27 protein-coding genes are annotated in these 26,160 nt (G+C 63.9%); 20 read left to right on the top strand and 7 right to left on the bottom strand.

Going from position 1 to position 26,160, the window contains the following annotated elements:
* Positions 1 to 63 precede the first annotated feature (63 nt).
* The 3 genes from ACLHZ1_RS02290 to ACLHZ1_RS02280 all read left to right on the top strand — a co-directional run bounded on the left by ACLHZ1_RS02290 (position 64) and on the right by ACLHZ1_RS02280 (position 1,221).
* Positions 64 to 489, top strand: coding sequence for a MarR family winged helix-turn-helix transcriptional regulator (locus ACLHZ1_RS02290; RefSeq protein WP_427260809.1), 426 nt, complete (start codon positions 64 to 66; stop codon positions 487 to 489).
* 30 nt (positions 490 to 519) lie between these two features.
* Positions 520 to 759, top strand: coding sequence for a hypothetical protein (locus tag ACLHZ1_RS02285; RefSeq protein ID WP_427260808.1), 240 nt, complete (start codon positions 520 to 522; stop codon positions 757 to 759).
* Positions 760 to 906: 147 nt separating this feature from the next.
* Positions 907 to 1,221, top strand: a complete 315-nt coding sequence (locus tag ACLHZ1_RS02280; protein WP_427260807.1) for a hypothetical protein — start codon at positions 907 to 909, stop codon at positions 1,219 to 1,221.
* A 73-nt stretch (positions 1,222 to 1,294) separates the two neighbouring features.
* On the opposite strand, the gene ACLHZ1_RS02275 is transcribed toward ACLHZ1_RS02280, so the two are convergent.
* Both ACLHZ1_RS02275 and ACLHZ1_RS02270 read right to left on the bottom strand, forming a co-directional pair.
* Positions 1,295 to 1,771, bottom strand: coding sequence for an Lrp/AsnC family transcriptional regulator (locus tag ACLHZ1_RS02275; RefSeq protein WP_041992115.1), 477 nt, complete (start codon positions 1,769 to 1,771; stop codon positions 1,295 to 1,297).
* A gap of 314 nt (positions 1,772 to 2,085) precedes the next feature.
* Complete coding sequence (locus ACLHZ1_RS02270) at positions 2,086 to 2,721, bottom strand: helix-turn-helix transcriptional regulator (protein ID WP_427260806.1); 636 nt, start codon at positions 2,719 to 2,721, stop codon at positions 2,086 to 2,088.
* On the opposite strand from ACLHZ1_RS02270, the gene ACLHZ1_RS02265 reads away from it, so the two are divergent.
* The 3 genes from ACLHZ1_RS02265 to ACLHZ1_RS02255 all read left to right on the top strand — a co-directional run bounded on the left by ACLHZ1_RS02265 (position 2,702) and on the right by ACLHZ1_RS02255 (position 5,314).
* The gene (locus ACLHZ1_RS02265; RefSeq protein WP_427260805.1) at positions 2,702 to 2,917 is read left to right on the top strand and encodes a hypothetical protein; all 216 of its coding nucleotides are present in this window, start codon (positions 2,702 to 2,704) and stop codon (positions 2,915 to 2,917) included. The genes ACLHZ1_RS02270 and ACLHZ1_RS02265 overlap by 20 nt on opposite strands.
* A gap of 274 nt (positions 2,918 to 3,191) precedes the next feature.
* On the top strand, positions 3,192 to 4,433 hold the full coding sequence (locus ACLHZ1_RS02260) for an MFS transporter (RefSeq protein ID WP_427260804.1): 1,242 nt from the start codon (positions 3,192 to 3,194) through the stop codon (positions 4,431 to 4,433).
* 65 nt (positions 4,434 to 4,498) lie between these two features.
* Positions 4,499 to 5,314, top strand: a complete 816-nt coding sequence (locus ACLHZ1_RS02255; RefSeq protein ID WP_427260803.1) for a Cof-type HAD-IIB family hydrolase — start codon at positions 4,499 to 4,501, stop codon at positions 5,312 to 5,314.
* A 57-nt stretch (positions 5,315 to 5,371) separates the two neighbouring features.
* Here the strand turns inward: ACLHZ1_RS02255 and ACLHZ1_RS02250 are convergent, their stop codons facing one another.
* Complete coding sequence (locus ACLHZ1_RS02250; protein ID WP_427260802.1) at positions 5,372 to 5,941, bottom strand: DUF2799 domain-containing protein; 570 nt, start codon at positions 5,939 to 5,941, stop codon at positions 5,372 to 5,374.
* Positions 5,942 to 6,154: 213 nt separating this feature from the next.
* Here ACLHZ1_RS02250 and ACLHZ1_RS02245 point away from each other — a divergent pair, with 213 nt between their 5' ends.
* The 3 genes from ACLHZ1_RS02245 to ACLHZ1_RS02235 all read left to right on the top strand — a co-directional run bounded on the left by ACLHZ1_RS02245 (position 6,155) and on the right by ACLHZ1_RS02235 (position 10,188).
* On the top strand, positions 6,155 to 6,994 hold the full coding sequence (locus ACLHZ1_RS02245) for an isopenicillin N synthase family dioxygenase (protein ID WP_408797021.1): 840 nt from the start codon (positions 6,155 to 6,157) through the stop codon (positions 6,992 to 6,994).
* Between the two features lie 222 nt (positions 6,995 to 7,216).
* Positions 7,217 to 8,527 (top strand): sodium-dependent transporter, encoded by a 1,311-nt coding sequence (locus tag ACLHZ1_RS02240; protein ID WP_427260801.1) that lies wholly within the window; start codon positions 7,217 to 7,219, stop codon positions 8,525 to 8,527.
* Between the two features lie 347 nt (positions 8,528 to 8,874).
* Positions 8,875 to 10,188, top strand: coding sequence for a sodium-dependent transporter (locus ACLHZ1_RS02235; RefSeq protein WP_427260800.1), 1,314 nt, complete (start codon positions 8,875 to 8,877; stop codon positions 10,186 to 10,188).
* Between the two features lie 64 nt (positions 10,189 to 10,252).
* On the opposite strand, the gene ACLHZ1_RS02230 is transcribed toward ACLHZ1_RS02235, so the two are convergent.
* On the bottom strand, positions 10,253 to 11,629 hold the full coding sequence (locus ACLHZ1_RS02230) for a PLP-dependent aminotransferase family protein (protein ID WP_427260799.1): 1,377 nt from the start codon (positions 11,627 to 11,629) through the stop codon (positions 10,253 to 10,255).
* Positions 11,630 to 11,745: 116 nt separating this feature from the next.
* Between ACLHZ1_RS02230 and ACLHZ1_RS02225 the strand changes: the two genes are divergently transcribed.
* From ACLHZ1_RS02225 to putP, 9 genes are all read left to right on the top strand, one after another.
* Complete coding sequence (locus tag ACLHZ1_RS02225; protein WP_427260798.1) at positions 11,746 to 12,342, top strand: LysE family translocator; 597 nt, start codon at positions 11,746 to 11,748, stop codon at positions 12,340 to 12,342.
* Positions 12,343 to 12,460: 118 nt separating this feature from the next.
* A complete protein-coding gene (locus ACLHZ1_RS02220) occupies positions 12,461 to 13,051 on the top strand; it encodes a LysE family translocator (RefSeq protein ID WP_408797030.1) in 591 nt (196 codons plus the stop codon).
* A gap of 87 nt (positions 13,052 to 13,138) precedes the next feature.
* Positions 13,139 to 13,837 carry an aspartate/glutamate racemase family protein gene (locus tag ACLHZ1_RS02215; protein WP_408797032.1) on the top strand — a complete coding sequence of 233 codons (699 nt, stop codon included), beginning with the start codon at positions 13,139 to 13,141 and terminating at the stop codon, positions 13,835 to 13,837.
* A gap of 227 nt (positions 13,838 to 14,064) precedes the next feature.
* On the top strand, positions 14,065 to 15,174 hold the full coding sequence (locus ACLHZ1_RS02210) for a 1-acyl-sn-glycerol-3-phosphate acyltransferase (protein ID WP_408797034.1): 1,110 nt from the start codon (positions 14,065 to 14,067) through the stop codon (positions 15,172 to 15,174).
* Between the two features lie 294 nt (positions 15,175 to 15,468).
* Positions 15,469 to 15,936 carry a YhcH/YjgK/YiaL family protein gene (locus tag ACLHZ1_RS02205; RefSeq protein ID WP_427260797.1) on the top strand — a complete coding sequence of 156 codons (468 nt, stop codon included), beginning with the start codon at positions 15,469 to 15,471 and terminating at the stop codon, positions 15,934 to 15,936.
* Positions 15,937 to 16,081: 145 nt separating this feature from the next.
* On the top strand, positions 16,082 to 17,281 hold the full coding sequence (locus tag ACLHZ1_RS02200) for an acetate kinase (RefSeq protein ID WP_427260796.1): 1,200 nt from the start codon (positions 16,082 to 16,084) through the stop codon (positions 17,279 to 17,281).
* 125 nt (positions 17,282 to 17,406) lie between these two features.
* Positions 17,407 to 18,681, top strand: coding sequence for a mechanosensitive ion channel family protein (locus ACLHZ1_RS02195; RefSeq protein ID WP_427260795.1), 1,275 nt, complete (start codon positions 17,407 to 17,409; stop codon positions 18,679 to 18,681).
* Positions 18,682 to 18,797: 116 nt separating this feature from the next.
* Complete coding sequence (locus ACLHZ1_RS02190) at positions 18,798 to 19,718, top strand: L,D-transpeptidase family protein (RefSeq protein ID WP_427260794.1); 921 nt, start codon at positions 18,798 to 18,800, stop codon at positions 19,716 to 19,718.
* Between the two features lie 277 nt (positions 19,719 to 19,995).
* Positions 19,996 to 21,492, top strand: coding sequence for a sodium/proline symporter PutP (gene putP, locus ACLHZ1_RS02185; protein ID WP_427260793.1), 1,497 nt, complete (start codon positions 19,996 to 19,998; stop codon positions 21,490 to 21,492).
* Between the two features lie 46 nt (positions 21,493 to 21,538).
* Here putP and ACLHZ1_RS02180 read toward each other — a convergent pair whose 3' ends face one another.
* From ACLHZ1_RS02180 to ACLHZ1_RS02170, 3 genes are all read right to left on the bottom strand, one after another.
* Positions 21,539 to 22,144, bottom strand: coding sequence for an NAD(P)H-dependent oxidoreductase (locus tag ACLHZ1_RS02180; RefSeq protein ID WP_427260792.1), 606 nt, complete (start codon positions 22,142 to 22,144; stop codon positions 21,539 to 21,541).
* Positions 22,145 to 22,198: 54 nt separating this feature from the next.
* Positions 22,199 to 22,630, bottom strand: coding sequence for a MerR family transcriptional regulator (locus tag ACLHZ1_RS02175; protein ID WP_427260791.1), 432 nt, complete (start codon positions 22,628 to 22,630; stop codon positions 22,199 to 22,201).
* Positions 22,631 to 22,886: 256 nt separating this feature from the next.
* Positions 22,887 to 23,897, bottom strand: a complete 1,011-nt coding sequence (locus ACLHZ1_RS02170; protein WP_427260790.1) for a GlxA family transcriptional regulator — start codon at positions 23,895 to 23,897, stop codon at positions 22,887 to 22,889.
* A 122-nt stretch (positions 23,898 to 24,019) separates the two neighbouring features.
* Here ACLHZ1_RS02170 and ACLHZ1_RS02165 point away from each other — a divergent pair, with 122 nt between their 5' ends.
* Both ACLHZ1_RS02165 and ACLHZ1_RS02160 read left to right on the top strand, forming a co-directional pair.
* Positions 24,020 to 24,910 carry an MBL fold metallo-hydrolase gene (locus tag ACLHZ1_RS02165; RefSeq protein ID WP_427260789.1) on the top strand — a complete coding sequence of 297 codons (891 nt, stop codon included), beginning with the start codon at positions 24,020 to 24,022 and terminating at the stop codon, positions 24,908 to 24,910.
* A 172-nt stretch (positions 24,911 to 25,082) separates the two neighbouring features.
* The gene (locus ACLHZ1_RS02160; protein WP_427260788.1) at positions 25,083 to 25,628 is read left to right on the top strand and encodes a cysteine hydrolase family protein; all 546 of its coding nucleotides are present in this window, start codon (positions 25,083 to 25,085) and stop codon (positions 25,626 to 25,628) included.
* Positions 25,629 to 26,160: the final 532 nt, after the last annotated feature.

Genomic DNA, 26,160 nt, shown 5'->3' with positions numbered 1-26,160 from the left:
GCAAATTATTTGGGTGGTGATTAATCTTGGGTATACTGGCCCCCCAGTCAGCGAGGTAGTGCCATGAGCGAATTGAAGAAGCAGGTCTGTTTTGCCCTCTACAGCGCCGCCAATGCGGTGATGCGTGCATACAGGCCCCTGCTGGATCGGCTGGATCTCACCTACACCCAATATCTGGTGATGCTCTCCCTCTGGGCCGAAGACGGGGTCAACCTCAAGCAGATTGGCCAGGATACCGGGCTGGATGCAGGCACCCTGACCCCCATCGTCAAGCGGCTGGAGAGCAAGGGCTGGCTCACCCGCACTGTGTCGACGGAAGACGAGCGGCAAAAATGCGTGGTGCTGACCGACGCGGGGCGAGCCTTGCAGGCCGAGGTACGCGCCTGCTGCCTGGCCGACAACTTGCGCAATCAGGTGGACTTGAACGATGCTGAGCTGACCCAGCTCAAGGGGCTGTGCGATCGCATCTCGCGCCAGCTGGGTCGCTGAAGCCCATCCGGCAACCTGAGGAGATCATGGATGAAAGCAACAAGCCGACTGGCCCCCTTGCTGGGGCTCTTGCTGGTGGCCTGTGGCGGCTCGGGCCAGCATGCCCGCCCGCTGGAGATAGAGGATGCCGACGCCTGGCGCGCCACCTGCAAGGATGGTACCCGGGTCAAGGCGGTGCGCGAGCAGGGGATCTGTGACCATCATCATGGGGTGGCCATGTGGATGAATAAGCCAGGGAAGGCTGCCACGGCAGAGGAAGCCACCAAATGAGGGGAGATCCTCATCACAAAATGACGCAACCGACCGCCCTGGTCGGTTTTTTTCGCGATCCCGCCAGCAGTTTGCCCGACTGTTCATGGTGCACTCAGTTTTCTCTTCCCATACTGGTTTCACAGTCCCGCAAGAGGAGTACCAAATATGCAACATTGGGTCGGGCTCTCCATCTTATGGGGGCTAGCCAGTTTCGGCGTGCAGGCGGATTTCATCGAGAGCCGGGATCCGGTAGAGCCGCTCTGGCATGCCCAGTCCCAGGTCGAGATGGAAGGCTACTTGATTGAATCCCTTGGTGAGGGGCGCTGGCTGTTCGATACCGGCTCCGACAGCCTGCTGGTGGAGTTGCCCCAGGGGCGGGTGGCCGCCCCCGATGAGCGGCTGCTGCTGAGCGGTGCCCCGCGTCAGGAGGCGGAAGGCTGGTTGTTGCAGGTCGAGGACGTCAGCACGGTCGCGACCTGACCGCCAGCACAGGCGATGCATGCAAAAGAGGAGGCCATGGCCTCCTCTTGTCGTTTCCGTCAAGCCCCGGCCCTCAGCCGAGGTGATTGAGGGGCAGCGCCGTCTTGTGCTTGATGCGGCGCAGCACGAAGCTGGATCTCACCCCGGTCACCCCGGGAATATGGGTCAGCTTGTCCAGCAGGAAGTGCTGGTAGTGCTCCATGTCCCGTACCACCACCTTGAGTTGGTAGTCGGCATCGTTGCCGGTGATCAGGTCGCACTCGAGCACCTCGGGCAGGGCGGAGATGGCGGTATCGAAGTTCTCGAATCGCTCCGGGGTATGCCTGTCCATGGAGATGTGGATGTAGGCGGTGAGGGTGAGCCCCAGCTGGCGGGCGTTGAGCAGGGTGACATGGGTATCGATGAGTCCCGCATCCTCCAGCGCCTTGACCCGGCGCGAGCAGGGGGAGGGGGAGAGGCCGACCAGTTCGGCCAGTTCCAGGTTGCTGATGCGGCCATTCTCCTGCATCAACTCCAGGATATGGCGGTCGATACGATCCAGTTTCAGCATGCTTTGCCACCTTATCGCAATGTTTGATTGTATTTTTATAGGTTAAGGGTGAGTCATTGCAAAAACAACCGAAAAGAACAGGATCTTCGCAACCACTCTCCCGGGCGGCTTCGGTACTATGAACTCATCAAACGGTGGTCAGGCAGCGGCAGCACCCAGCCCCTGAGGCGACGAGTTCAACCGGACTCCTAGCACCACGAGACGTCACGCCTTATCGGGCCATGACCGACAGATACGGGCTTACCGGTCCGTAAAAGCAACAAAGCAGGCCTCCCGGCGCCTGCTTTGTTGCTTTTTGCGTGCCGGATCCCGGCTCAGGCTGCTGCTGCTGGATGGGGCGGGCGGATGCGATAGAGGCAGCGGTGATCGCCGCTGAGCAGGTACTCCTCCCGTTCGACCCGGGCCGGGGCCAGCAGCTCGGCGAAAATGGCCAGCTCGCTGCGACAAAACCCCTGACAGCCCCGTGCCGCCACGCAGATGGGGCAGTGGCTCTCCCACAGCAGCCAGCTGCCATCCTCCTCCTGGCGTGCCTCGGCCATATAGCCTTCCCGGGTGCGCAAGACGGCCAGTGCGCCCACTCGCTGCGCCAGAGGCAGGCCGGCCAGCTCTGCCCGGTAGCGCCCCAGCTGCTGTTGCTCCCGCTCGGCGATCACCTTGTCCAGTCCACTCTCTCCAAACAGCTGCTGCACGGTTTCAATCAGGCGCAGGGTCAGCTCGCCGTGGCCATCGGGGAAGCGTTGCCAGGCCTGCTCGGTCAGCTGCCAGAGCCGGCTCGGTCGGCCCCGGCCCCTGGCCTCATCCCGAAAGCTCACCCAGCCATCGGCCTCCATGGCGTGCAGGTGCTGGCGGGCCCCCATGGACGTCATCTGCAGCTGCTCCCCCAGGGCGGCGGCGCTCTGGGGGCCTTGGGTCTTGAGCAGGTGAAGTATCTTGTCGGTGCTGGCGTTCATGTTGTGGCTCTGTTCATCGGCATCGGGTTATCGGGCGGCGCTCGTCGGCAGCGGCGGCGCCCTGGGGGATCCACGGCATCTCGAGCCGGTGAAGCATCTGGTCGGTGCTGGCGTTCATGGGGCGATCCTGGTGATCGAGCGGCGCTCGCCGGCAGCGGTGGCGCCCTGGGGGATCCACGGCATCTCGAGCCGGTGAAGTATCTGGTCGGTGCTGGCGTTCATGTTGTGGCTCTGCTTATCGGCATCGGGTTATCGAGCGGCGCTGGCCGGCAGCGGCGGCGCCCTGGGGGAGCCACGGCATCTCGAGCCGGTGAAGCATCCGGTCGGTGCTGGCGTTCATGGCATCCCCGATTGCTGCGCTTGATGGGAATTATGGGCAGGTGGATGATTTAAATCAACAATTCACTTTACAAAATATCCGCCGCTCACCAGTATAAATAAACTTTTAACTTTACATAATGGTGAGTACGATGGAGAGCCGCAAAGACAAGGCGAGGCTGTGGGTATTGGTGATGACGGTGACCCTGGCGGTGGCGGGCTTCAGCCTGCCCTCTCCGGTGCTGGCGCCCCTGATGCTGGATCCCGGCCAGGGCATGCTGACCCCCGACGCCTCGGACTGGAGCCGCAAGGTGTGGCTCGGCGTCGTGATGGGGCTCTATCCCCTGTTTCAGCTGCTGGGGGCCCCCTGGCTTGGCAGGCTGTCGGATCGCCATGGTCGCAAGCCCATACTGACCATCTGCCTGGTCGGCGTCTTGGCAGGCTATGCCTTGATGGCGCTGGGGATCGCCTGGCGCTCCCTGCCGCTGTTGCTGCTCAGCCGGGTGCTGGAGGGCTTCTTCAACGGCAATATCGCCATCGTGCAGGCGATGGCGGCGGACATGAGCACCCCCAAGAGCAAGGCCCACAACTTCGCCATGATCAACATCGGCATGAACCTGGGCTGGGTGCTGGGCCCCATGATAGGGGGCTATGCCGCCGTCATCTCGGGAGATTACAGCATGGCGGCCTGGCTGGCGGTAGGGATGACGGTGGCCAACCTGCTGCTCGCCCTCTGGTTGTTGCCAAATCGCCCCCCGCTGCCGCAGGCGAGCGAGACGCCCCGCCTGTCGAGCCGCGCCCTGCTGCGGGTCCCCGCTCTGCTGCCCTACTTCGCCCTCACCCTGGTGAGCTACGGCGCCGTGCAGCTCTATTTCAGCTACTTCAACGTCTGGCTGGTGGACGAGCTGGCCTGGGATCCGGTGCAGCTGGCCCAGGGGGCCGTGCTGGTGAGCGTGCCCATGATGCTGGGATCCTGGCTGGGGAGCCGGTTGGCCCGCCACTGGCGCGGCAGCACCCTCGGGGTGGTCGGTCATCTGTTGATGGCGGCGGGCATGCTGATGTTCATTCTGCCGAGCCAGTGGTGGGGGTTGGCGCTCACCTTCATTCCCGCCGGTATCGGCATGAGCCTGGGAGAGTTGGCGACCTCGGTGGCCATCTCCAATCGCAGCGCCGCCGAGCAGCAGGGCCAGGCCATGGGACTGTATCGCGGCATCGCGGTGGGCAGCGAGATCCTCGCCGTGGTGCTGGGCAGCCTGGCGCTGCTGGCGGGCAACCAGTGGCCCTTCTATCTGGCGGCGGGGGCCGGCCTGCTCTGCGCCCTGGGATTTTATGCCCTGCGCCGCCGGGCCGACAGGCGCAGGCAGATCACAGAATGGGCGACCCAGGCGGGATGAGGCTTGCATCGGGGTCGGGAGTCTGGGAATTTATCCCCTTCGTGGCTCAGCAGATGGGAGGGGATATGACGCAGTACAAGGCGATCGCACTGGACATGGATGGCACCTTGTTGACCCGGGATCACAGGATCTCCAGTGCGACCAGGGCGGCGCTGGCCGAGGCCAGATCCCGTGGCATCAAGGTGCTGCTGGTGACGGGTCGCCACTTCATGACGGCGCGCCCCTTCCACCATGATCTGGGGCTGGATACCCCCATCATCTGCAGCAACGGCGCCTATCTCTACGACCCCGCAGGGGACAGGATCCTCTGCGGCGATCCTCTGGCCAGCGCGCCCCTGAGCCGCCTGCTGGCCGCCATGGCCGAGGAGGAGGTCGAGGCCCTGGCCCACCTCTCCCACGGCATAGGCCACATCGGCTGCGAGCCCTATGTCACCCGGATCCGCGACTGGTCGGCCAATGCGGCGCAGCAGCACAGGGTGCAGTTGCTGCCCCAGACCTGCGCCGAGCTGCTGGCCCAGCCCCAGGTGTGGAAGCTGGAGCTGTTTGGTCAGGAGCCGGCCCGGCTGCACGACTTCGTCAGCCGGGTGGTGGGATCGCTGCCCTTCACCCAGGACTGGGCGGCGCCCTATGCGGTCGAGCTGGTGCAACCCGGTTGCAGCAAGGGCAACCGGCTCGCCCAGTGGGCGGCGGGGGAGGGGATCCCCCTGGAGCAGGTGGTGGCGTTTGGCGACAACAACAACGACATCAGCATGTTCGAGCGGGTCGGGCTGGCGGTGGCCATGGGCAATGCGGCCCAGCAGATCCAGGGGATGGCCCACAAGGTCACGGCGGATCACAACGAGGATGGCATCGCCCTGGGGCTGGCGCGCTGGGTGCTCTGATCCCTCTAACCAGAGAGGCCCATGATGGGTCATCGGCCTCTTCTTGGGGGGGGCTGGTTACAGCTTGAACTCGATGACCCTGGGGGGATAGCGCAGGCGGTTGTACTCCCGGCGCAAGGCCGCATCGCGGCGCAGGGCCCGCTCCCTCTGATAGCGATAGCCGTCGCGCCTGGCGCCGTCGTCCTCATTGCGGATCAGCTGCTCGAGCTGGCGTATCTCCCGCTCATTCTGGCCGATGGCCTGGGTCAGCTCGTCGAGGCGGGCGGCGAGCTGATACTCCCGCTGGCCACGCTCGAACTGGCGCAGGAAGGTCTCGTCATGGGGGCAGACCCCCTGATACTCCTCCCCGTTGCGCCCCTTGCGATAGGCGAGTTCCGGGATGCAGTAGAGCTCAAGTCCCTTCTGGTAGCCTCGCTGCCACTCCCCCAGATCCGCCGCTATCCCGTGTTCGCCGCAGCGCTCGGCGTACCCCTTGCCCGCATCCGGCGCCTTGCCCTGTTCGCCGTCGGCAAAGCCCAGGTTGTACCAGCTCATGGCGGCGCACTCCTCCCGGGAGAGGCTGCTGCAGCCCCCCAGCAGCAGGCAGAGGGTGAGCAGGACGGCTCGTGATCCCGTGGTTGTCATCATGGTTGCACTCCTTGCGGTGTCGCAGACGGCGGTGTGTGGGATGCGCATTCTAGGAGTCGGCAGGCCCGGGGACAAGGGGGCTGCGTCTGCCCCGGCACGGCGTCTGTCCCGGCACGGCCAGGGCGCGGCGACGAGATGGCGGGCAAGGCTTCTCTTGCGGGCGGCATGAGGGTAAACTTGCGGCCACTTTTTAACAGCCATGCAACAACGCACATGAAAGTCCTGACCGTCGACTACCGGGCCCCCGATGCCGCCCAACGCTTCACCGAATCCCTGCGCACCACCGGCTTCGGTGTGCTGACCCATCACCCCATTCCCAAGGAGCTGGTACAGGGGATCTACGACAACTGGTATCGCTTCTTCATGAGCGAACGCAAGCAGGATTTTCTGTTCAACCGGGAGACCCAGGACGGCTACTTCCCGCCGTCGGTGTCCGAGGTGGCCAAGGGCCACAGCCAGAAGGACATCAAGGAGTATTTCCACCTCTACCCCTGGGGTCAGATGCCGGAAGAGCTGAGGGCCCAGGCCATGGAGTACTACCAGTTGGCCAACAACCTGGCCGCCGAGCTGCTGGGTTGGGTCGAGCAGTACACCCCGAGCGACATCGCCGCCAACTACAGCTGCCCGCTCTCCTCCATGATCGAAGAGAGCCAGAAGACCCTGCTGCGGGTGCTGCACTACCCGCCGTTCGACGGCACCGAGGAGCCGGGCGCCATTCGGGCCGCCGCCCATGAGGACATCAACCTGCTGACCATACTGCCCGCCGCCAACGAGCCGGGCCTGCAGGTGAAGGGAGCCGACGGGGAGTGGATGGACGTGCCCTGCGACTTTGGCACCCTCATCATCAACATCGGCGACATGCTGCAGGAGGCCTCCGCCGGTTACTATCCCTCCACCACCCACAGAGTCATCAACCCGACCGGCGGCAGCGCCAGCAAGTCGCGCATCTCCTTGCCGCTGTTCCTGCATCCGCGCCCGGACGTGGTGCTCTCGGAGCGTCACACCGCCCACAGCTACCTGATGGAGCGGCTGCGGGAGCTCGGGGTGATCTGAGTCGGCCGGCCCGCTCATCCTGCAACGAAACCGGAGCATCCTTGCTCCGGTTTTTTATTGTTGGCAGCATTGTCTTTAAAGTGGAGCTTTATTGGTGATTCCTGCCAATCATTCCGCATTCATGCCAGATTTCATCGTTGTGATTGCGCAGCCCCTCCCTTACTCTGGCCGCCGCTTCTCGCCAGCGGCATCCCAGGCCCTGGCCCTGACCCCGGAGTTCATATGCAGCAGTCCCAATGGTCATCCCGACTCGGCTATATCCTCGCCGCCGCGGGATCGGCAGTCGGCCTCGGCGCCATCTGGAAGTTTCCCTATGTGACGGCCGCCAACGGTGGGGGGGCCTTCCTGCTGGTGTTCCTGCTGTTCAGCTTCACCCTGGGGGTGGCGGTGCTGATGGGGGAGACCCTGCTCGGCAGCCTGAGCCGCGGAGTGGTGGGGGCCATGGCCAGCCTGGCGGGCCCGCGCTGGCGCTGGCTCGGCGCCATGGGCCTGCTGTGCAGCCTGCTCATCTTCTGCTTCTACAGCGTGGTGGGGGGCTGGACCCTGGGCTACACCGCCATGGCCCTGTCCGGCAGCCTCAACAGCGGTGATGGCGCCGCCCTCACCGCCCGCTTCAACGACTATGTGGCGGATCCCCTCTGGCCCGTACTCTCTCACCTGGCGTTCGCGGCCCTCGCCTGGTGCTGCGTGCAGGGCGGGGTGCAGAAAGGGGTGGAGCGCACCCTGCGCTGGATGATGCCGAGCCTGCTGGTGATGATGCTGCTGCTCGCCGCCGTCGGATTGACCCTGCCCGGCGCCATGGCCGGGGTGCGCCACTTCCTGCTGCCGGATTTTGACAAGCTCGGCATGGAGGGGGTGCTCGACGCCCTGGGGCTGGCCTTCTTCTCCCTCTCCATCGGCCTTGGCATCCACACCACCTATGGCGCCTACCTGCCTTCCAGCGAAGGGGTGGGGCGCTCCAGCCTCTGGGTGGTGCTGCTGGCCAGCCTGATCGCCGTGCTGGCGGGGCTGATGATCTTCCCCGTGCTGGCGGCGACCGGCATAGATCCCACCGCCGGGCCCGGGCTCACCTTCATGACCATGCCGGCGGTGTTCCAGCAGCTCCCCTTCGGCCAGGGGCTGGCCAGCCTCTTCTTCGCCCTGCTGGTGGTGGCGGCGCTCTCGTCGGCCATCTCCCTGCTCGAGCACCTGCAATGCTTCGTCAGCGAGAGCTGGGGCTGGCGGCGGCGCAGCAGCTGCACCCTGATCATCGCCCTGGTGATGGCGGGCGGTATACCGGTCAGCCTCTCGTTCGGCCCCTGGTCCGGGGTGACCCTGTTTGGCAAGAACATCTTCGAGCTGCTCGATTTTGTCACCTCCAACCTGATGATGCCGCTGTTCGGTCTCGGCCTCACCCTGCTGCTGGGGTGGCGGCTGGGCCGCACCATACTGCCCAAAGGGCTGGGCCAGCCCTGGCAGGCGCTGCTGCTGGGAGGGTGGCGCTGGCTGGCGCCCCTGCTCATCGGCGGCATCCTGATCCGCGGCCTGGGGTGAGGGCTTGGATGCGGTCAGTGTGCCGGCCGCAGAAACGGCGAGCGGTGAGGGCGCCGACTCGATCAAACCCTGCCTTGAGTGAGAAATCGGGATTTTTCAACTGATTTTGCCGAGAATGTTCGACAGGATCTGTCAACTTGCCTTGCCATGGTTTAGGCTGTCGCCCACTCGTTTTCCGGGCCCTATGCCATGGCATGGGCCCCGCGCTATGCAGTCGTTCCAGTTGTGTCCATACGAGGCCGCCCTGGACGGGCTGAGGAGCCGGATCTTGTTGCAGGGTCGCCGCGAGGCGGCCCTTTTTGTGCGTCCATCATGGAGTCAATCATGTTGTCCTCAAGGGAGTTGGTATGAGACAGGTGCAGTGGTCTTCTCGTCTCGGTCATGTGCTGGCCGCCGCCGGCACGGCGATCGGCCTCGGTGCCATCTGGAAGTTTCCGTATGTGACCGCCACCAATGGCGGCGGCGCCTTCCTGCTGCTGTTTCTGCTGTTCAGCTTCACCCTGGGGGTGGCGGTGCTGGTGGGGGAGACCCTGCTCGGCAGCCAGAGCCAGCGCGGGGTGCTCGGGGCCTTCAAGAAGCTGGTGGGGCCTAACTGGCGCTGGATGGGCTACATGGGCATTCTGTGCGGCTTTTGCATCTACAGCTTCTACAGCGTGGTGGGGGGCTGGACCCTGGGCTACGTGGGCTTCGCCGCCATGGGGCGCCTCAACCTGAGCCAGGGGGATGCCCTGACCGCCCTCTTCACCAGCTATGTGAGCGACCCCTGGTGGCCTGCCCTGACCCATCTGCTGTTCGCGGGCCTGACCTGGTGGTTCGTGCAGGGGGGGATCCAGAAGGGGGTGGAGCGGGCGCTGCGCTGGATGATGCCCGCCCTGTTCGTCATGATGCTGCTGCTGGTGGGGGTGGGGCTCTCCCTGCCGGGCGCCATGGCCGGGGTGCGTCAGCTGCTGCTGCCGGACTTCAGTCAGCTGAGCGGCCAGAGCGTGCTCGATGCCCTGGGGCTGGCCTTCTTCTCCCTCTCCATCGGCCTTGGGGTTCACACCACCTATGGCGCCTACCTGCCAAGCAGCCAGGGCGTGCTGCGCTCCGGGGTCTGGGTGGTGACACTGGCGAGCCTGATCTCGGTGCTGGCGGGGCTGATGATCTTCCCGGCTCTGGCCTCGACCGGCATAGATCCGAGCGCGGGCCCCGGCCTCACCTTCATGACCATGCCCGCCGTGTTCAACCAGCTCCCCTTCGGCCAGGGGCTGGCCCTGATCTTCTTCCTGCTGCTGGTGGTGGCGGCGCTCTCCTCCTCCATCTCCATGCTGGAGCATCTGGTGCGCTTCGCCTGCGAGGAGTGGGGCTGGTCGCGTCGTGGTGCCTGCCGGGTGCTGACCCTGCTCATCATGGCGACCGGGGTGCCGGTCAGCCTCTCCTTCGGGATCTGGTCCGAGGCGACCCTGTTTGGCAAGACCCTGTTCGAGCTGCTCGACTACCTTACCTCCAACCTGATGATGCCGCTGTTCGGCCTGGTGCTGACCCTGCTGCTGGGCTGGCGCCTGGGGGACAAGATGCTGCCGGAAGGGGCGCCGCCCCTGGCCCGTTTCGCCCTGCTCTGGTGCTGGCGGCTGGTGGCGCCGCTGCTCATCGCCAGCATCTTGCTGCGGGGCATCGGCTGACAGGCGAGGCAAGAGGACAAAGGGTTGGCCCATGGCCAACCCTTTTTTCATCGACCCGTGGCCGTTACAGCAGGGGATTGGTGGGGGGGGAGCCGCGCAGCAAGCCGGCCAGCCGCTCCAGCCCCTCGGCGACGCGGGCGTCGGTGGCGGGTTGGCTCAGGCTCAGGCGCACCCCTTGCGGGGCGGCGAACTGGCCGGCGGCGAAGTGCTCTCCGCTCGCCACCCCCACCCCCTGGGCGTTGGCGGCCTCGGCGAACTCCTGGCTGCGCCAGGGCTCGGGCAGCGGCAGCCAGGCGTGCATGGAGCCTTCCTGCCAGCAGGCCCCGGGCAGCAGGTGGCGCAGCAGCTCGCCGCGCCGGGTCAGGATCCGCCGCTGCTGCTCCACCAACGGCATGATCTGGTGCTGGCTCACCAGCTTGCAGGCCAGCTCGATCAGGAGCGGGCTCACCATCCAGCTCGACAGCCGCATCGCCTGGGCGAAGGCGTTGCGCAGGGGAGAGGGCGCCAGCACGAAGCCGACCCGCAGGCCGCCGCAGGCGATCTTGGCCAGGCTGCCGAGGTAGATGACCCGCTCCGGCGCCAGGTTCACCAGGGGCGCCACCGGGGTGCTGGGCAGCAGGCCGTTGACGTCATCTTCGATGATCAGCAGATCGTGGCGGCGGGCGATGGCGACGACGGCCTCGCGCCTGCCCTGGCTCATGGTGGCCGTGGTGGGGTTTTGCAAGGTGGGGGTGAGGTAGATCAGCTTGGCGCGACGGCTGCGGCAGGCCGCCTCCAGGGCATCGGGGATCAGCCCCTCCTCGTCCATCGCCAGCCCCACCACCTGATTCTTCAGCTGGCGGGCATTGCCCAGCATGCCGGGATAGCTGAGCCCCTCGCACAGTAGCGTCTCCCCCACGCAGCCGGTCGCCATCAGGGAGAGCATGATGCCGTGCTGGGCGCCATGGCTGAACAGCAGGCGATCCTCGCTCCCTGCCACCCCCTGTTCGGCCAGCCAGTCGATGAACAGCTGGCGCTGGCCGGGCTGGCCCGCCTCCTTGTCATAGCCGAGCAGGGCATTGAGGTCCCCGTCCGCCAGCTCGGTCAGCATGGGGCGAATGATGGCGGCCCTGTCCAGCTGCACCGGCAGGTTCTGCCACAACTCGATGCGGTGCCCCTCCTCCTTGCGGATCACCCACTCGTTGGCGGGATCCGTGCCCGCCCCCTTGACCCAGGTGCCGTGACCCACCTTGGCGGCCAGCAGGCCGCGCCGCTCCGCCTCGCCATAGGCGCGGGTGATGGTGCCGACGGTGACCCCCAGCCTGTCTGCCAGCGCCCGCATGGTCGGCAGTCGGGTCAGGGGAGGCAGGGCGCCGTCGTCGATGGCCTGCTCTATGGCCTTGACCAGCTTGAGGTAGAGGGGGCCATCGAAGGGGGTGAGGTCCGGGGTCCAGATTGTCATGGTGACAATAAATCCATTGATCCAAAGTTGTGGCCAATATAGCGTGAAATCTCCCACAACGACAATCAAGAATGGCACATTGTATCGATACAATGTGACAAGGAAGGAGTCACAAGATGACGATCGAATGGTATGCCACCCTGTTTGGTTTCGCCCTGCTCACCTGCGGCACCCCGGGCCCCAACAATCTCATGTTGACGGCGTCCGGCGCCAACTTCGGGGTGCGCCGCACGGTGCCGCACCTGGTCGGGGTGACGGCGGGCCAGCCGGTATTGCAGCTGGTGCTGGCGCTGGGCTTTTATCCCATGTTTGAGCGCTGGCCCCTGCTCAAGTTGAGCCTGCAGGTGCTGGGCAGCCTCTATCTGCTCTGGCTGGCCTGGCGCATCGCCGTGGCCGGTGCCCCCGGCGATCCGGCGAGGCGCTCGCGCCCGCTGACCCTGCTGGAGGGGCTGGGCTTTCAATTCCTCAACCCCAAGGCCTGGATGATGGGGATCTCCGCCATCAGCCTGTTCAGCCTGCCGGGCAGCGACTACTGGCCGAGCATGGGGGGCATCATGGCCGTCTTCCCCATGGCCGGGCTGCCGGTCTGCTTCGCCTGGGCCTTGTTCGGCCATCAGCTCAGCCGCTGGATCAACTCGGATCGGGGCTGGCGCCGCCTCAATGGCAGCCTGGGGGCGCTCACCGCCCTGTGCGTGGTGATGCTCTGGTATTAATGACTGCCTGATTATTCATGCAAAGAAAATGCATTGCCGGCCTTGTCGTCACGGCACAGGCTCTGCATATTAGGAGGCTTGCCGCATCGTTGGCGCCCTGTATTACCAAGAGGTTGAGATGGATCTGAACTGGTTGCTTCCCCTGGCGGGCTTTGCCCTCATCACCTGTGGCACGCCGGGCCCCAACAACATGCTTCTCACCAGCGCCGGGGCCGCCCAGGGCTTTCGCCGCTCCCTGCCCCTGCTGGTGGGGGTGGTGGGGGGGATCAATCTGATGATCCTGGCCACGGCGCTCGGGCTCGGGGTCATGTTCGAGCAGGTGCCGCTGCTGCACGACGGCCTCAAGCTGGCGGGCTCGGCCTACCTGCTCTGGCTGGCCTGGAAGGTGGCCAACGCCAGCGGCCCGGCCGAGGGCAACCGGCCGCTCATTCCGGCCCATCAGGGGGCCCTGTTGCAGCTGCTCAACCCCAAGGCGTGGATGATGGCCCTCTCCGCCATCAGCGGATTCACCCTGGCGGGGGAGGCCTACTGGCCCTCCGCCAGCTGGGTGCTCGGCATCTTCTTCGTGACCGGCCTCTACACCGGCGCCTTTTGGGTGCTGTTCGGCGCCCAAGTGCGTCGCCTCATCCGCACCGCCAGGGGCTGGCGTCGCTTCAACCTTGGCATGGGGCTGGCCACGGCCGCCTGCGTGCTGATGATCTGGATTTAGGTGCCTGCACCTTGCCGTCTGTCTTGTTGGCCCTGCGGGGCCTTTTTTGTCCGCGGGGCTCAGTGCCCCCAATGAAAAGGAGCAGTTATGAAATGTATCGGTCTGCTGGGGGGCATGAGCTGGGAGTCTACCGTCAGCTACTATCAGGCTCTCAACCGGGGTGTGCGGGCAGAGCTTGGCGGCCTGCACTCGGCGCGGGTGCTGCTCAATAGCGTGGATTTTGCCGAGATAGAGCGGCTGCAACACGCCGGTGACTGGCCCGCCACCGCCCGCCTGCTGGCCAGCGAGGCGCGCAAGCTGCAAGCCGGTGGCGCCCAGTGCCTGCTCATCGCCACCAACACCATGCACAAGGTGGCCCCCGAGATCGCCGCCGCCATCGACATTCCCCTCATCCACATCGCCGACGCCACCGCCCGCCGCCTGCAAGCCGACGGGGTGACCCGGGTGGGCTTGCTCGGCACCCGCTTCACCATGGAGCAGGATTTCTACAAGGGGCGCCTGGAGGCGGGATTCGGGCTGGAGGTGCTGGTACCCGGCGACGCCGCGCGGGAGCGGGTGCATCGCATCATCTATGACGAGCTCTGTCTCGGGCAGATCCGCGAGCCGTCCCGGGCCGAGTACCTGGCCATCATCGCCGAGCTGGCCGCGGCGGGGGCGCAAGCCGTGATCCTCGGCTGCACCGAGATAGCGCTGCTGCTGGGGGACGCCAGCGCCGCCGTGCCCCTCTATGACACCACCGCCATCCACGCCGAGGCGGCGGTGGCCTGGTCTCTGGCCCGGGCGTGAGACGCCTTGCCTGCCAGGGGCAGGAGCGGATCGGTTGCCGTGGGCTATCCGATCCGCGGCGCCGTTATCGATTGGGCCTCTTTTTCGCCCCATCCCTGCTCTCTTGATGCTGGTCAGATCTCATATCGACCGTTGTGGCATAGTCCTCGGGGTAAAAGCGTGTAAAATTGCGCCCTGAATTTTGGCCGACCCGTCGGCCAGCCTCTCTCTCAAGCAAGGCAGACCCGGTGACAGAAGTAGACAGATTCGCAGACATTCGCCCCTATCACGACGATGAAGTTCCCGCCGCCATCGAGCGCCTCATCCAGGACGACGAGTTTATCGGCGCCATCGCCAAGTACCGTTTCGGTGCCCTGATGAGCGTATTCGGCTGGGCGCTGCGCCCGCTGATCCGTTACTTCCTGCGCAGAAAATGGCGCCATGTGACCACGGTGCACCAGGTGCAGATGGGGGTGACCCGCTACATGTCCCGCATGATTGCCACCTCCACCAAGGGGGTGACCTTCTCCGGCATCGAGCACCTCCAGCAGGGCCAGGGCTACCTGTTTGTCTCCAACCACAGGGACATCGCCATGGATCCCGCCTTCGTCAACTGGGGGCTGCATACCCACGGCTTCGAGACGGTGCGCATCGCCATCGGCGACAACCTGCTGCGCAAGCCCTGTGCCACTGAGCTGATGAAGCTCAACAAGAGCTTCATCGTCAAGCGCTCCGCCAAGGGGCCGCGGGAGATGATGAAGGCGCTGGGCGAGCTGTCTGCCTACATAGGCCAGTCGGTGCACCAGGGGCACTCCATCTGGATAGCCCAGCGGGAAGGGCGCGCCAAGGACGGGGATGACAAGACGGATCCCGCCATCCTCAAGATGTTCTATGTGGACGGCAAGAAGCAGAAGATCCCGTTCGCCGACTACATGCGCAGCCTCAACATAGTGCCGGTCAGCATCAGCTACGAGCTGGATCCCACCGACAAGGCCAAGGCGCGGGAGCTCTACGAGAAGTCGGTCAACGGCAGCTACGAGAAGGGCGAGTTCGAGGATATCGAGAGCATAGTGGCCGGCATCGTCGGCCAGAAGGGGCGGGTCCATGTGGCCTTCGGCGCCCCCATCCGCGACGGCTTCGAGGATCCCGACCAACTGGCGGCGCTGATCGACAAGGCGGTCTGGGGCAACTATCGCCTCTTCCCCGGCAACTATCTGGCGGCGGATGTGCCCGATCGGGCCAACACCCTGGAGCAGGCGGCGTTTCTGACCCGCCAGTCCGAGGTACCCGAGGAGCACAAGGCCATCTGGCGCGCCATGTATGCCAAGCCGGTGGAGAACGCCGGCAAGGTGCGCTGATTCAGCGCGGGATGAAAAAACGGGAGCTCAGGCTCCCGTTTTTGCGCCCGGTCAAAGTGCGATGTCCCCCCCTGGTGAATAATATTGTTTCAGATGGTACGTTTCCTCATCGCCTGATCGCCCATGCCTTGGCAAGGGCCCGCAGAGTGTGTAACAGTGTGGGTCCGGCCGGTGTTGCAGGCCGTGAGCAAACTGCTTGCAAGGAGTGCAGGCAGTCATGACAAGGACCCTTTGCGGTCCTTTTTCGTTTGTGGACAAAGATGCTGACCAGATGCAGCAAAAGGAGCGACGGCCATGATCACCGGCAATCTCGAGACCCTGGGTCGTACCCCCTTGCCCGCCCCCTTGGCGCGCATCATGAAAGAGGTGGTGATCAGCGTCGACCACTGGCTGGCCGCGCCCCTTGGCAAGGCGCACGTCGATGGCCTGCGCCTGTTCACCCTGGTGGGCGAAGAGATGACGGAGCCCGCCCGCGATCGCCGCGGCGAGTTCCATGAGCAATACCTCGACATCCAGCTGCTGCTGCGTGGCCGGGAGTGGATCGGGGTGGGCCCCCATCAATATCGGCAGGAGGGGGCGAGTCACCCCTATCCGGATCTCTGGTTTGTCGACCATGAACAGACCAGCTACCTGGCGTTGCAGCCGGGGGATTTCGCCATCTTCTGGCCCGGCGAGCTGCACCGCCCGCTCTGCACCCCGGACGAACCGGGCGCCGTCAGGAAGCTGGTGGTCAAGGTACACAGGGATCTGCTGCTGCCCTAGGGCGAGCACCGAGCGGCATCCCGGCAAAGGAATCAAAGACTTGGTCGCCAGAGGCGGCCATACGCCCCCGGCAGGGGAAATCCCATCCCTCGCGGATGACACCATACTGTCCGGCGTGACGCCGGCCCACAGGAAGATGTAGAACATGAGCAAGTTGGTACTGATCCTTAACTGCGGTAGCTCTTCCCTGAAATTTGCCGTCATGGATGCCACAACGGGTGAGGACATGCTGTCCGGCCTGGCCGAATGCTTCAATCTGGATGATGCCCGCATCAAATGGAAACTCCACGGGGTCAAGGGGGAGGCCATGCTGGGCGCGGGTGCCGCGCACCAGGCCGCCCTCGACCATATCGTGGGCCAGATCCTGCCCCAGGATCCCGCCCTGGCCGAGCAGCTGGTGGCCATCGGCCATCGCATCGTCCACGGTGGCGAGCAGTTCTCCCGCTCGGTGCGCATCGATGAGGCGGTGATCGCCGGCATCGAGGCCGCCATTCCGTTCGCCCCCCTGCACAACCCGGCCCACCTCATCGGCATTCGCGCCGCCTTGAAGGTGTTCCCGACCCTGGCCGACAAGAACGTGGCCGTGTTCGATACCGCCTTCCACCAGACCCTGCCCGAGGAGGCCTATCTCTACGCGCTGCCCTATCCCCTCTACAAGGAGCACGGCATCCGTCGCTACGGCGCCCACGGCACCTCCCACCGCTTCATCGCCGAAGAGACCGCCAAGGCGCTGGGCAAGCCGTTGAATGAACTCAACATCATCAACTGCCACCTGGGCAACGGCGCCTCCGTCTGCGCCATCAGAAATGGCGAGTCCGTCGACACCTCCATGGGGCTGACCCCGCTGGAAGGGCTGGCCATGGGCACCCGCAGCGGCGACATCGATCCTGCCGTGGTCTTCTTCATGCACGATCAGCTGGGCTATGGGGTGGACGAGATCAACCGTGTGCTGACCCGCGAATCCGGCCTGCTGGGCATGACCGAGGCGAGCAGCGACTGCCGCTATGTCACGTCCAACTACGCCAGCGATGCCGGTGCCAAACGGGCGCTGGATGTCTTCACCTATCGGGTTGCCAAGTATGTGGGCGCTTACGCCGCCGCCCTGGATGGCCGCCTGGACGCCCTGGTGTTCACCGGTGGCATCGGCGAGAACGCCGCCATGGTGCGGGAGATGGTGCTGGCACGACTGGCCCTGCTTGGCTTCAAGGTCGACAAGGAAGCCAACCATGCCGCCGTGCTCGGTGGCGAGGGCCCCATCACGGCAGAGGGCAGCCGCCTGGCCCTGGTGATGCCCACCAACGAAGAGCTGGTGATCGCCCGCGACGCCCTGGCCCTGGTGGGCTGAGACGCCCCCGCCTGATACGCAGCGCCGGCCCTGGGCCGGCGCTGTCGTTTGAGCACTGGGCGGGTTTGACATATGACGGCAGATCCGTAGTCTGACCGACTCGTTGCATGAGAGGAGCTGAAGCCATGAGAGAGGCATTTTTCGCCTGGTTGACCGGGCAGGGGGTGGAGGTGACCAGCCTGATGGCGCTGGTGATCGCCATCGGATTCATCCTGCTCACCTCTCTGGTGTTGCACCTGGTGTTGCACCGCTATGTGCTGGTGGCCCTGACCCGGCAGCTGGGGCGCTGGTTGCAGGTCTGGCTGCCGCCCCAGTTGCAGCAGAAGATGTTCAACCGCTTCGCCTTCGCCCTGCAGGGGGCTGTGTTGCTGGCCCAGGCCGAGATCTGGCTGGCGGGCTACAGCGAGAGCCTGCACCTGATCGAGACGGTGGCCCAGCTCTGGATCCTGCTGTTCCTGCTGCTGGCCAGCTTCTGCGTGCTCGATTGCGTGCTCTTCATCAGCCGCCGCGCCCCCATGGGCAAGACGCTGCCCCTGCGGGGCATCTTCCAGGGGGTCAAGCTGATGGGCAGCATCCTGGTCGGCATAGTGATGCTGGCCCTGCTGATGGGCAAGTCCCCCATCATACTGTTCAGCGGCCTGGGGGCCATGACGGCGGTGCTGATGCTGGTGTTCAAGGATCCCATCCTCGGCCTGGTGGCCGGGATCCAGCTCTCCGCCAACAGCATGCTCAACGTCGGCGACTGGTTGCAGATGGACAAGTATGGCGCCGATGGCGAGGTGACCGACATCGGCCTCACCACGGTCAAGGTCTCCAACTGGGACAAGACCATCACCACCATCCCCACCTATGCCCTCATCTCGGATTCCTTCAAGAACTGGCAGGGGATGACGGAGGCGGGGGGGCGCCGCATCAAGCGCAGCATCAACATCGACATGACCAGCGTCCGCTTCCTGACGGTGGACGAGCAGCGGCAGCTCAAGCAGGCGCAGTTGCTGGCGCCCTATCTGAGCCGCAAGGAGCAGGAGCTGAGCGCCTACAACCAGCAGCAGAGCGACGCCATCAGCTGCCCCATCAATGGCCGTCACCTCACCAACCTCGGCACCTTTCGCGCCTATCTGCAGGCCTACCTGCAGGCCCATCCCGCCATCCGCAAGGACATGACGCTGATGGTGCGCCAGTTGGCGCCCACTTCCGACGGCATCCCGCTGGAGATCTACTGCTTCACCTCGACCACGGCCTGGGCCGAGTACGAGGGGATCCAGGCCGACATCTTCGATCACCTGTTTGCGGTGATTGGCGCCTTCTTCCTGCGGCTGCACCAGACACCGACCGGTTACGATCTGCGCGGGTTGCAGGGATCCCTGCCGGTGCGCGAGCACTTGCGCGAGCACGCCTGAGACGCCGTGGATTTGCCAGTTGAACTTTTAGCCGCCGCGAAGAAGAATAGCGGGCCGTTTAAGGCGGTCGGCGCGGCCCGTGCCCGCCGGGGTTCAGTCATCATCACAGGACATTTATGAACAGCCTTCGTTTCTCCCTGGCCAGCCTGCTGCTTGGCCTGATCGTCACCAGCGCGCCGAGCTGGGCCCTGGAATACCCGCTGCCGGCGGCCAACAGCCGTCTGGTGGGCGAGAACGTCCAATATCAGGTGCCCGAGGGCAAGGGTACCCTGGAAGATATCGCCGCCCGCTATCAGCTCGGCCTCACCAACCTGATGGAAGCCAACCCGGGGGTGGATCCCTTCCTGCCGCGCCCCGGCAGCACCCTGACCATTCCCCATCAGCTGATCCTGCCGGATGCGCCCCGGGAGGGCATCGTCATCAACGTGGCCGAGATGCGCCTCTATTACTATCCCAAGGGGCAGCAGGTGGTGGAAGTGCTGCCTATCGGCATCGGCCAGCTCGGCACCGACACCCCGGAAGACTGGGTCACCAGCGTGCAGCGCAAGAGGGCCAACCCTACCTGGACCCCCACCGCCAAGGTGCACAAGGAGTACGCGGCGCGCGGCGAGACCCTGCCCGCGGTCTGGCCGGCCGGGCCGGACAACCCCATGGGGCTGTTTGCGCTCTATATCGGCAACCTCTACGCCATCCATGGCACCAATGCCAACTTCGGCATCGGCCTGCGGGTGAGCCACGGCTGCGTGCGGCTGCGCAACGACGACATCGAGTACCTGTTCAACAAGGTACCGGTCGGCACCCGGGTCCAGTTCGTCAACCAGCCCATCAAGGCCAGCGTCGAGCCAGACGGCCGCCGTTACCTGGAGGTGCACCAGCCCCTGTCGCGCACCGAAGAGGAGATGGCCTCCAAGGTCCCGGCCCCGCTGCCCATGACCCAGGCCATCACCCGCTTCCTGGCCCACGCCGACAGCGACTCCCAGCGGGTCAAGCAGGCGTTGGAGCAGCGCACCGGCATGCCTTTGGCCATCAATCGTTGAGGCGAATACGGGACTTCGCCCTGCAGGGGATCCGGCTGCCATGAGCCGGCATCCCCCCGGCCCCTGCCACGGCGGGGGCTTTTTGCTGTGAGTCGCAGCACAATATCTGGTTTTGAAACCCCTGGCTGGTCAGTTGATTAGATGAAAAACGTTTTCCAACTGTTTTTTAATTGTTAAAAACAGTTGAGAAGAGGGGATCGGCTGATTAAGCTAGGGCGTTTTTTTAAGGAGGGTCCGTCCATAGAACGGGCCCCAGAGTCACATAAGGGAGTATTGCATGACAGCTAGCACGCCTATGTTAATCACCTTCTTGGTGTACATATTGGGCATGGTGCTGATCGGTTTCATCGCCTATCGCGCCACCAAGAACTTCGATGACTACATCCTCGGCGGTCGCCGCATGGGGAGCTGGGTCACCGCCCTCTCCGCCGGGGCCTCCGACATGAGCGGCTGGCTCCTGATGGGCCTGCCGGGCGCCGTCTACCTCGGCGGCATCTCGGAGGGCTGGATCGCCATCGGCCTCATCATAGGGGCCTACTTCAACTGGCGCCTGGTGGCCGGTCGTCTGCGGATCCACACCGAGCGCAACAACAACGCCCTGACCCTGCCGGACTATTTCACCTACCGCTTCGAGGACAAGAGCCGGGTGCTGCGCATCCTCTCCGCCCTGGTGATCCTGCTGTTCTTCACCATCTACTGCGCCTCCGGCGTGGTGGCCGGTGCCCGCCTGTTCGAGAGCACCTTTGGCATCGACTATGACACCGCCCTCTGGATCGGCGCCGCCGCCACCATCACCTACACCTTCTTCGGCGGCTTCCTCGCGGTGAGCTGGACCGATACGGTGCAGGCGACCCTGATGATCTTCGCCCTGATCCTGACCCCGGTGTTCGTCATCATCGCCGTCGGCGGCGTCGACAGCGCCATGGTGGAGATTGCGGCCAACAACGCCAGCCATCTGGACATGTTCAGGAACCTGGACGTGATCGCCATCGTCTCCCTGATGGCCTGGGGTCTGGGCTACTTCGGCCAGCCCCACATCCTGGCCCGCTTCATGGCGGCCGGATCCCACCAGACCATGGTCAACGCCCGTCGCATCAGCATGACCTGGATGGTGCTCTGCCTCGGCGGCGCCGTCGGCGTCGGCTTCTTCGGCCTCTCCTACTTCGCCAGCTTCCCCGAGCAGGCAGCCGGCGTGAGCGCCAACCCGGAGCGGGTCTTCATCGAGCTCTCCAAGATACTGTTCAACCCCTGGATAGCCGGTGTGCTGCTCTCCGCCATCCTGGCCGCCGTCATGAGTACCTTGAGCTGTCAGCTGCTGGTCTGCTCCAGTGCCATCACAGAGGATCTCTACAAGCCCTTCCTGCGCAAGAACGCCAGCCAGGCTGAACTGGTCTGGGTCGGCCGCGCCATGGTGCTGCTGATCGCCGTCGTGGCCATCCTGGTGGCACGGGATCCGGACAACCGGGTGCTGGGCCTGGTGAGCTACGCCTGGGCCGGCTTCGGTGCCGCCTTCGGCCCCCTGGTGATCTTCTCCGTGCTCTGGCCGCGCATGACCCGCAATGGCGCCCTGGCGGGCATGCTGGTCGGTGCCGTCACCGTCATCGTCTGGAAACAGTTCGGCTGGCTGGGCCTGTATGAAATCATCCCGGGCTTCGTGTTCGCCAGCATCGCCATCCTGGTGTTCAGCCTGCTGGACAAGGCGCCTTCCCGCGCCATGAGCCAGCGTTTCGCCGATGCCGAGCAGGAGTATCGCGCTCCCGTGACGGCCGCCTAAGCGCCCTCGCCTGATACAAGAAGCCCCGCATCGCGGGGCTTCTTTTTTATTTGCGCTGGCGCGCCAGCCTGCGCACATCGGCGCGAGCCGCGGCGCAGGCCCTGGCCAGCCAGCGGGTGCGCATCTTCTCGCTGGCGGTGTGGACAGGCCCCAGATGCTGCTGATGGCTGAGCCTGATGCCGCACAAGCCCAGCACGGGTTTGCCAAGGGTGTGACCTATGGGATCCCCCAGCCACCAGCGGTAGTACCAGGGCGGGCTGTCCATGGTGAGCAGCAGGCGCGCCGTCTTGCCGGCGAGCAGCTGCTCCGGGTGCGCCTTGCCCGCCTGGTAGCGGAAGGCAAACCCGGGCAGCAGGGCTCGGTCCAGCAACCCCTTGAGCCGGGCGGGCAGGCTGCCCCACCAGACGGGGGAGACGATCACCAGATGGCTGGCCGCCTTGAGGCTCTGCTGCAATGCCAGCAGATCCGCCTCGAGCGGCGGCATCTGATCATAGCCATGGCGCAAGTCCGGCTCGAAGGCCAGCTCGCCGATATGGAGCAGGGTGACCCGGGCGCCGCTGGCCTCGGCGCTGCGGGCATATTCGCGGGCCAGGGCATGGCAGAGGCTGTCGGGTTTGGGGTTGCCGTTGATGACAAGCAGGTTGGGGGTCATGGTATGGCTCCTTGAGGTGAGCCGCCATTACACCCCTTGTCCCATGGGACAGAGTCAAGCCACCTTGTGCGCCTGATCCACTTCTACGGGATGATCCCACTCGCCCCGGTCCTGTCGGACCGGGGCGCCATAGCGGCAGGGGTGCTGCGCCAGCAGGGCGGCGCACTGGCTCAGGCCCTGGTGCTGGCGTTGCAGCCTGGCCATCTCTGCCTCTATCTGCGCCAGCTTGCCTGCCACCAGCTGCTCCACCGCCTGCCAGGGAAACTCGGCGAGACGGGTGAGGCCCGCCAGCAAGGGAACCAGCTCGCTCAACTTGCAACCGAGCCGCTGGGCCTCGCGAATAAAGGCGACCCACTCCAGATCCTCGGCCCGGTAGACGCGATACTTGCCGCGCCGCCTGGGCTCGGGCAGCAGCCCGAGCTGCTCGTAGAGGCGGATGGCCTTGGGTGTGGTGCCCGCCAGCCGGGCAAATTCGCCGATATACATGCTGCTGCTCGCAAAGGTGGTGTGAAAGGAGCCCACTATAGGCCAGTGGCAGGGGGGAATGCATCCCCGAGGGGGGGGCACGCCATCGGCGCAGTGTACTGAGAGGGGACCCCCCGTTTACCGAGCAAGCCATGATCGGGTCTGCTATCAAGACGGTGGCCAGCTTCTCTCTTCGACTTGAAGCCGGGGCGGGGAGGCGACGGACAGAGAGAGGGCAAGGCTATCGTTCGGCGCATATTCAGGCGGGGGAGTATGCCTATGTTGGCGACCCGGTTGAACGCTCCGGGCCTTGGGCCTTCGCATCCGGGCTCATCTTGCGAAAGAACATCCGCCGATAGTCAGAGGGTGACGTGCCCAGCTGGGCGCTGAACTGCTGCCTCAACGACAAGGGGGTCCCGAAACCGGCTTCACCCGCGATGCATTCAATCGGCAAATCCGTCGTTTCCAACAGCTCCTGTGCTCTGACAACGCGCTCGGCATTCAACCACTGGGTGACCGTACTGCCGGTGGCGTCGCGAAACCGCCGAGTAAAGGTGCGCCTGCTCATCTTTGCCCTTTCAGCCAGCAGATCCAGCGACAGATCGCTGGCCAGATTCTGCCTCGCCCATGTCAGCACATCGGACAGATGGGTCTCGGTAGCGAGCCGGGGGACGGAGTGTTCAACATACTGTGCTTGCCCCCCCTGCCGATGTGGAGGGGTCACCAGCAGCTTCGCGGTGCGATTTGCCGTGTCAGCGCCGTATCGTTGCAGCACCAGATGCAGGCAACAGTCAATCGCGGCCAGGGTTCCCGCAGAGGTCACTATGTTGTCGCTACTGGCGTAGAGCACCTCGGGCCGAAAACGGGTCTTCGGAAACCGTTGAGCAAAAATATCGCGTGCGAGCCAATGGGTGGTCGCCTCCCTCTCATCCAGCAAACCGGCATCGCCGAGCACGAACGCGCCCAGGCATAACCCCACGATCAGCTTGCCTTGGGCATTGGCGCATCGAAGGGCGTCCACCAGTTGCGTTGATGCCACGGCTGCGGGATCACTCCAGGCCGGAATGATGATGACATCGGCTTCCTCCATGAGCTCAAGCCCGTGCGTGACGGCGATGGCGATGCCCTGATCGCTCTCTATCATGCCCGGCACTTCAGCACAGTAGCTGACCTCGTATTGCGGTTCATGCTGCGCGGTTTGGACGGTGCCGAAGACGAGCCCAGGCACGGAGAGATGAAACAGGCTCACCCCCTCGAAGGCGAGCACAGCAACCCGTATGACGGACATGGATTAGATCCTGCTTGAGTATTGATGGCCCAATTCTATCGAAAGTTGTCATTTTGGCCACTTTTTAACGCATGGGGATTGAGCAAAAATGACCTCCTCGACACATCAACAGGACCCATCACATGAAATTCAACGCTCTTCCCCTCGTACTCGCCATGTCGTTTGGCACCGTCACTGCCCCTGTATTTGCAGCAGACAGCGACGTTCAGGCTTCCACTTCAACCCATAAAGTTGAGATGCAGCAGGTTCGTAATGCGACCGTGAAAATCACTTACGCAGGCACAACCTTCCTGATCGATCCGATGCTGGCTAAAAAGGGCACTTACCCCGGGTTTGAAGGCACCTATCGCAGCCACCTTCGCAATCCGCTGGTGGAATTACCCGCATCGGCAGAGAGCATCCTCTCGGGGGTTGATGCGGTCATCGTTACTCATACCCACCTTGACCACTGGGACGATGCGGCACAACAAGCCTTGCCTAAAGACATTCCGCTGTTTGCGCAGCATGAGGCTGATGCGCAGCTGATCCGCTCGCAAGGCTTCAAGAACGTACGCGTACTGGCTGACGAAGCCGAGTTCGGCGGCGTAAAAATCACCAAAACCGGTGGCCAGCATGGCACAGACAAAATGTATGCCGATCCCGTTCCCGCAAAACTGCTTGGTGAAGCCATGGGCGTCGTTTTTCAAGCGAAGGGCTACAAGACCCTCTATTTGGCCGGTGACACCATCTGGCGCAAAGAAGTAGACCAGGCCATTGAGACATATGAGCCCGAGGTGATCGTCCTCAACGCCGGGAAAGCAAAAATGATCGGGTACGACGGTGCAATCATCATGGGCGAGGAAGACGTGCTGCGGGCGTCACAGGCTGCGAAAAACGCGAAAATTGTCGCGGTGCACATGGATGCAGTCAATCACATGTCCTTGACCCGTGAAGAGCTGCGGGCCTACGTCAAGAAGCAGGGGATCGAGCGCCGCGTCGATATCCCGGAAGACGGTGCGTCGCTGGCGTTCTGATGTCAATCACACGGCACCGAATGACGTCGCCAGTGATGATCCATAAAGGATCCGGTGCTCGGTGCAGCAGTGGGTTATTGAATAACCCACTGCTGCACACCCAATGTGAAGCGCCAGCGAACGCCTGCGCCTTCACACAACGCCACTTTGATAATTTGACTGGAGCATCTTTATGAAACCAGGTCTTGTCGTCGTTGATCTGCAAAACGAGTATCTGCCGACGGGCAAATTGCCCTTGTCCGGCATCGAAGCCGCTGTCGCGAATGCAGGCCGAGTCATCGCCCATGCTCGCAATAGCGATATGCCCGTCTTTCACATTCGGCACGAAGCCGATGGCCAGGATGCCAGGCTATTTCTCAAGGGCTCCGACGGCGCCCGGATCCAGTCTGCGGTCGCCCCGGAAGGCAATGAAGCCGTCATCGTCAAGAAACACATCAACGCCTTTCGAGAAACCGACCTCAAGCAGCAGCTGGATGCGTTCAATGTTCAAGAGATCGTCGTCATGGGTGCAATGAGCCATATGTGTGTTGACGCTGTAGTGCGTGCGGCGGTGGACATGGGGTATCCGGTGACTGTGCTGCATGACGCCTGCGCTACCCTGGATCTTTCGTTTGGTGGCGTGACCGTGCCAGCCGCTCATACCCATGCGGCAATGATGGCCGCGTTTGAATTTGGCTACGCTACCGTCAAGTCTGTGGAGGAGTATCTCTTTGCATAAATACGGGGCGATGTATTTATCTGACATCAATATTGGGACTCCCACCATGCCCGGCTAGGTTGCTATCGAGGAGGTGGGTGTCCCAGGGTTTCCTCGCCCCGGTGGAACAGTGGTTTCTACTTTGGACGACGTCGCAGCCGAATACTGGGACGCCAACCAAGTCACGTTTAAACGTATGTGGTGCAACCCAACGCCGACGACTTGACCATCATTGCCAACATGATTGACCAAGGCCAAGTACAGGTACGACTCGACCGCGTCTACACACTTGCACAAGCCAGCGATGCTTGAGCGCGCAGCGAAGCGCAACTTGCCGTGGGCAAGATCGTCATTGAAATGATTTAACTGGATGACTGACAGAGGACACCCACCTTGCCAGGCAAGTCGGCTATTGAGGAGGTGGGTGTCTCAGAGATCCCCTCATTTTTAGAGACTCAAATAATTCCAAGTGTGCGGGTATATAAGCGGTGTTGCTTCAGGTAGTAGATAAATTTATCCATCAACAAGACCGCATTGGTTTCTTTCATTTTAG

The sequence above is a fragment of the Aeromonas sobria genome (genome assembly GCF_050266975.1).
GTDB lineage: Bacteria > Pseudomonadota > Gammaproteobacteria > Enterobacterales > Aeromonadaceae > Aeromonas > Aeromonas sobria_B.
This window is presented reverse-complemented; position numbering and strand designations above follow the sequence as displayed.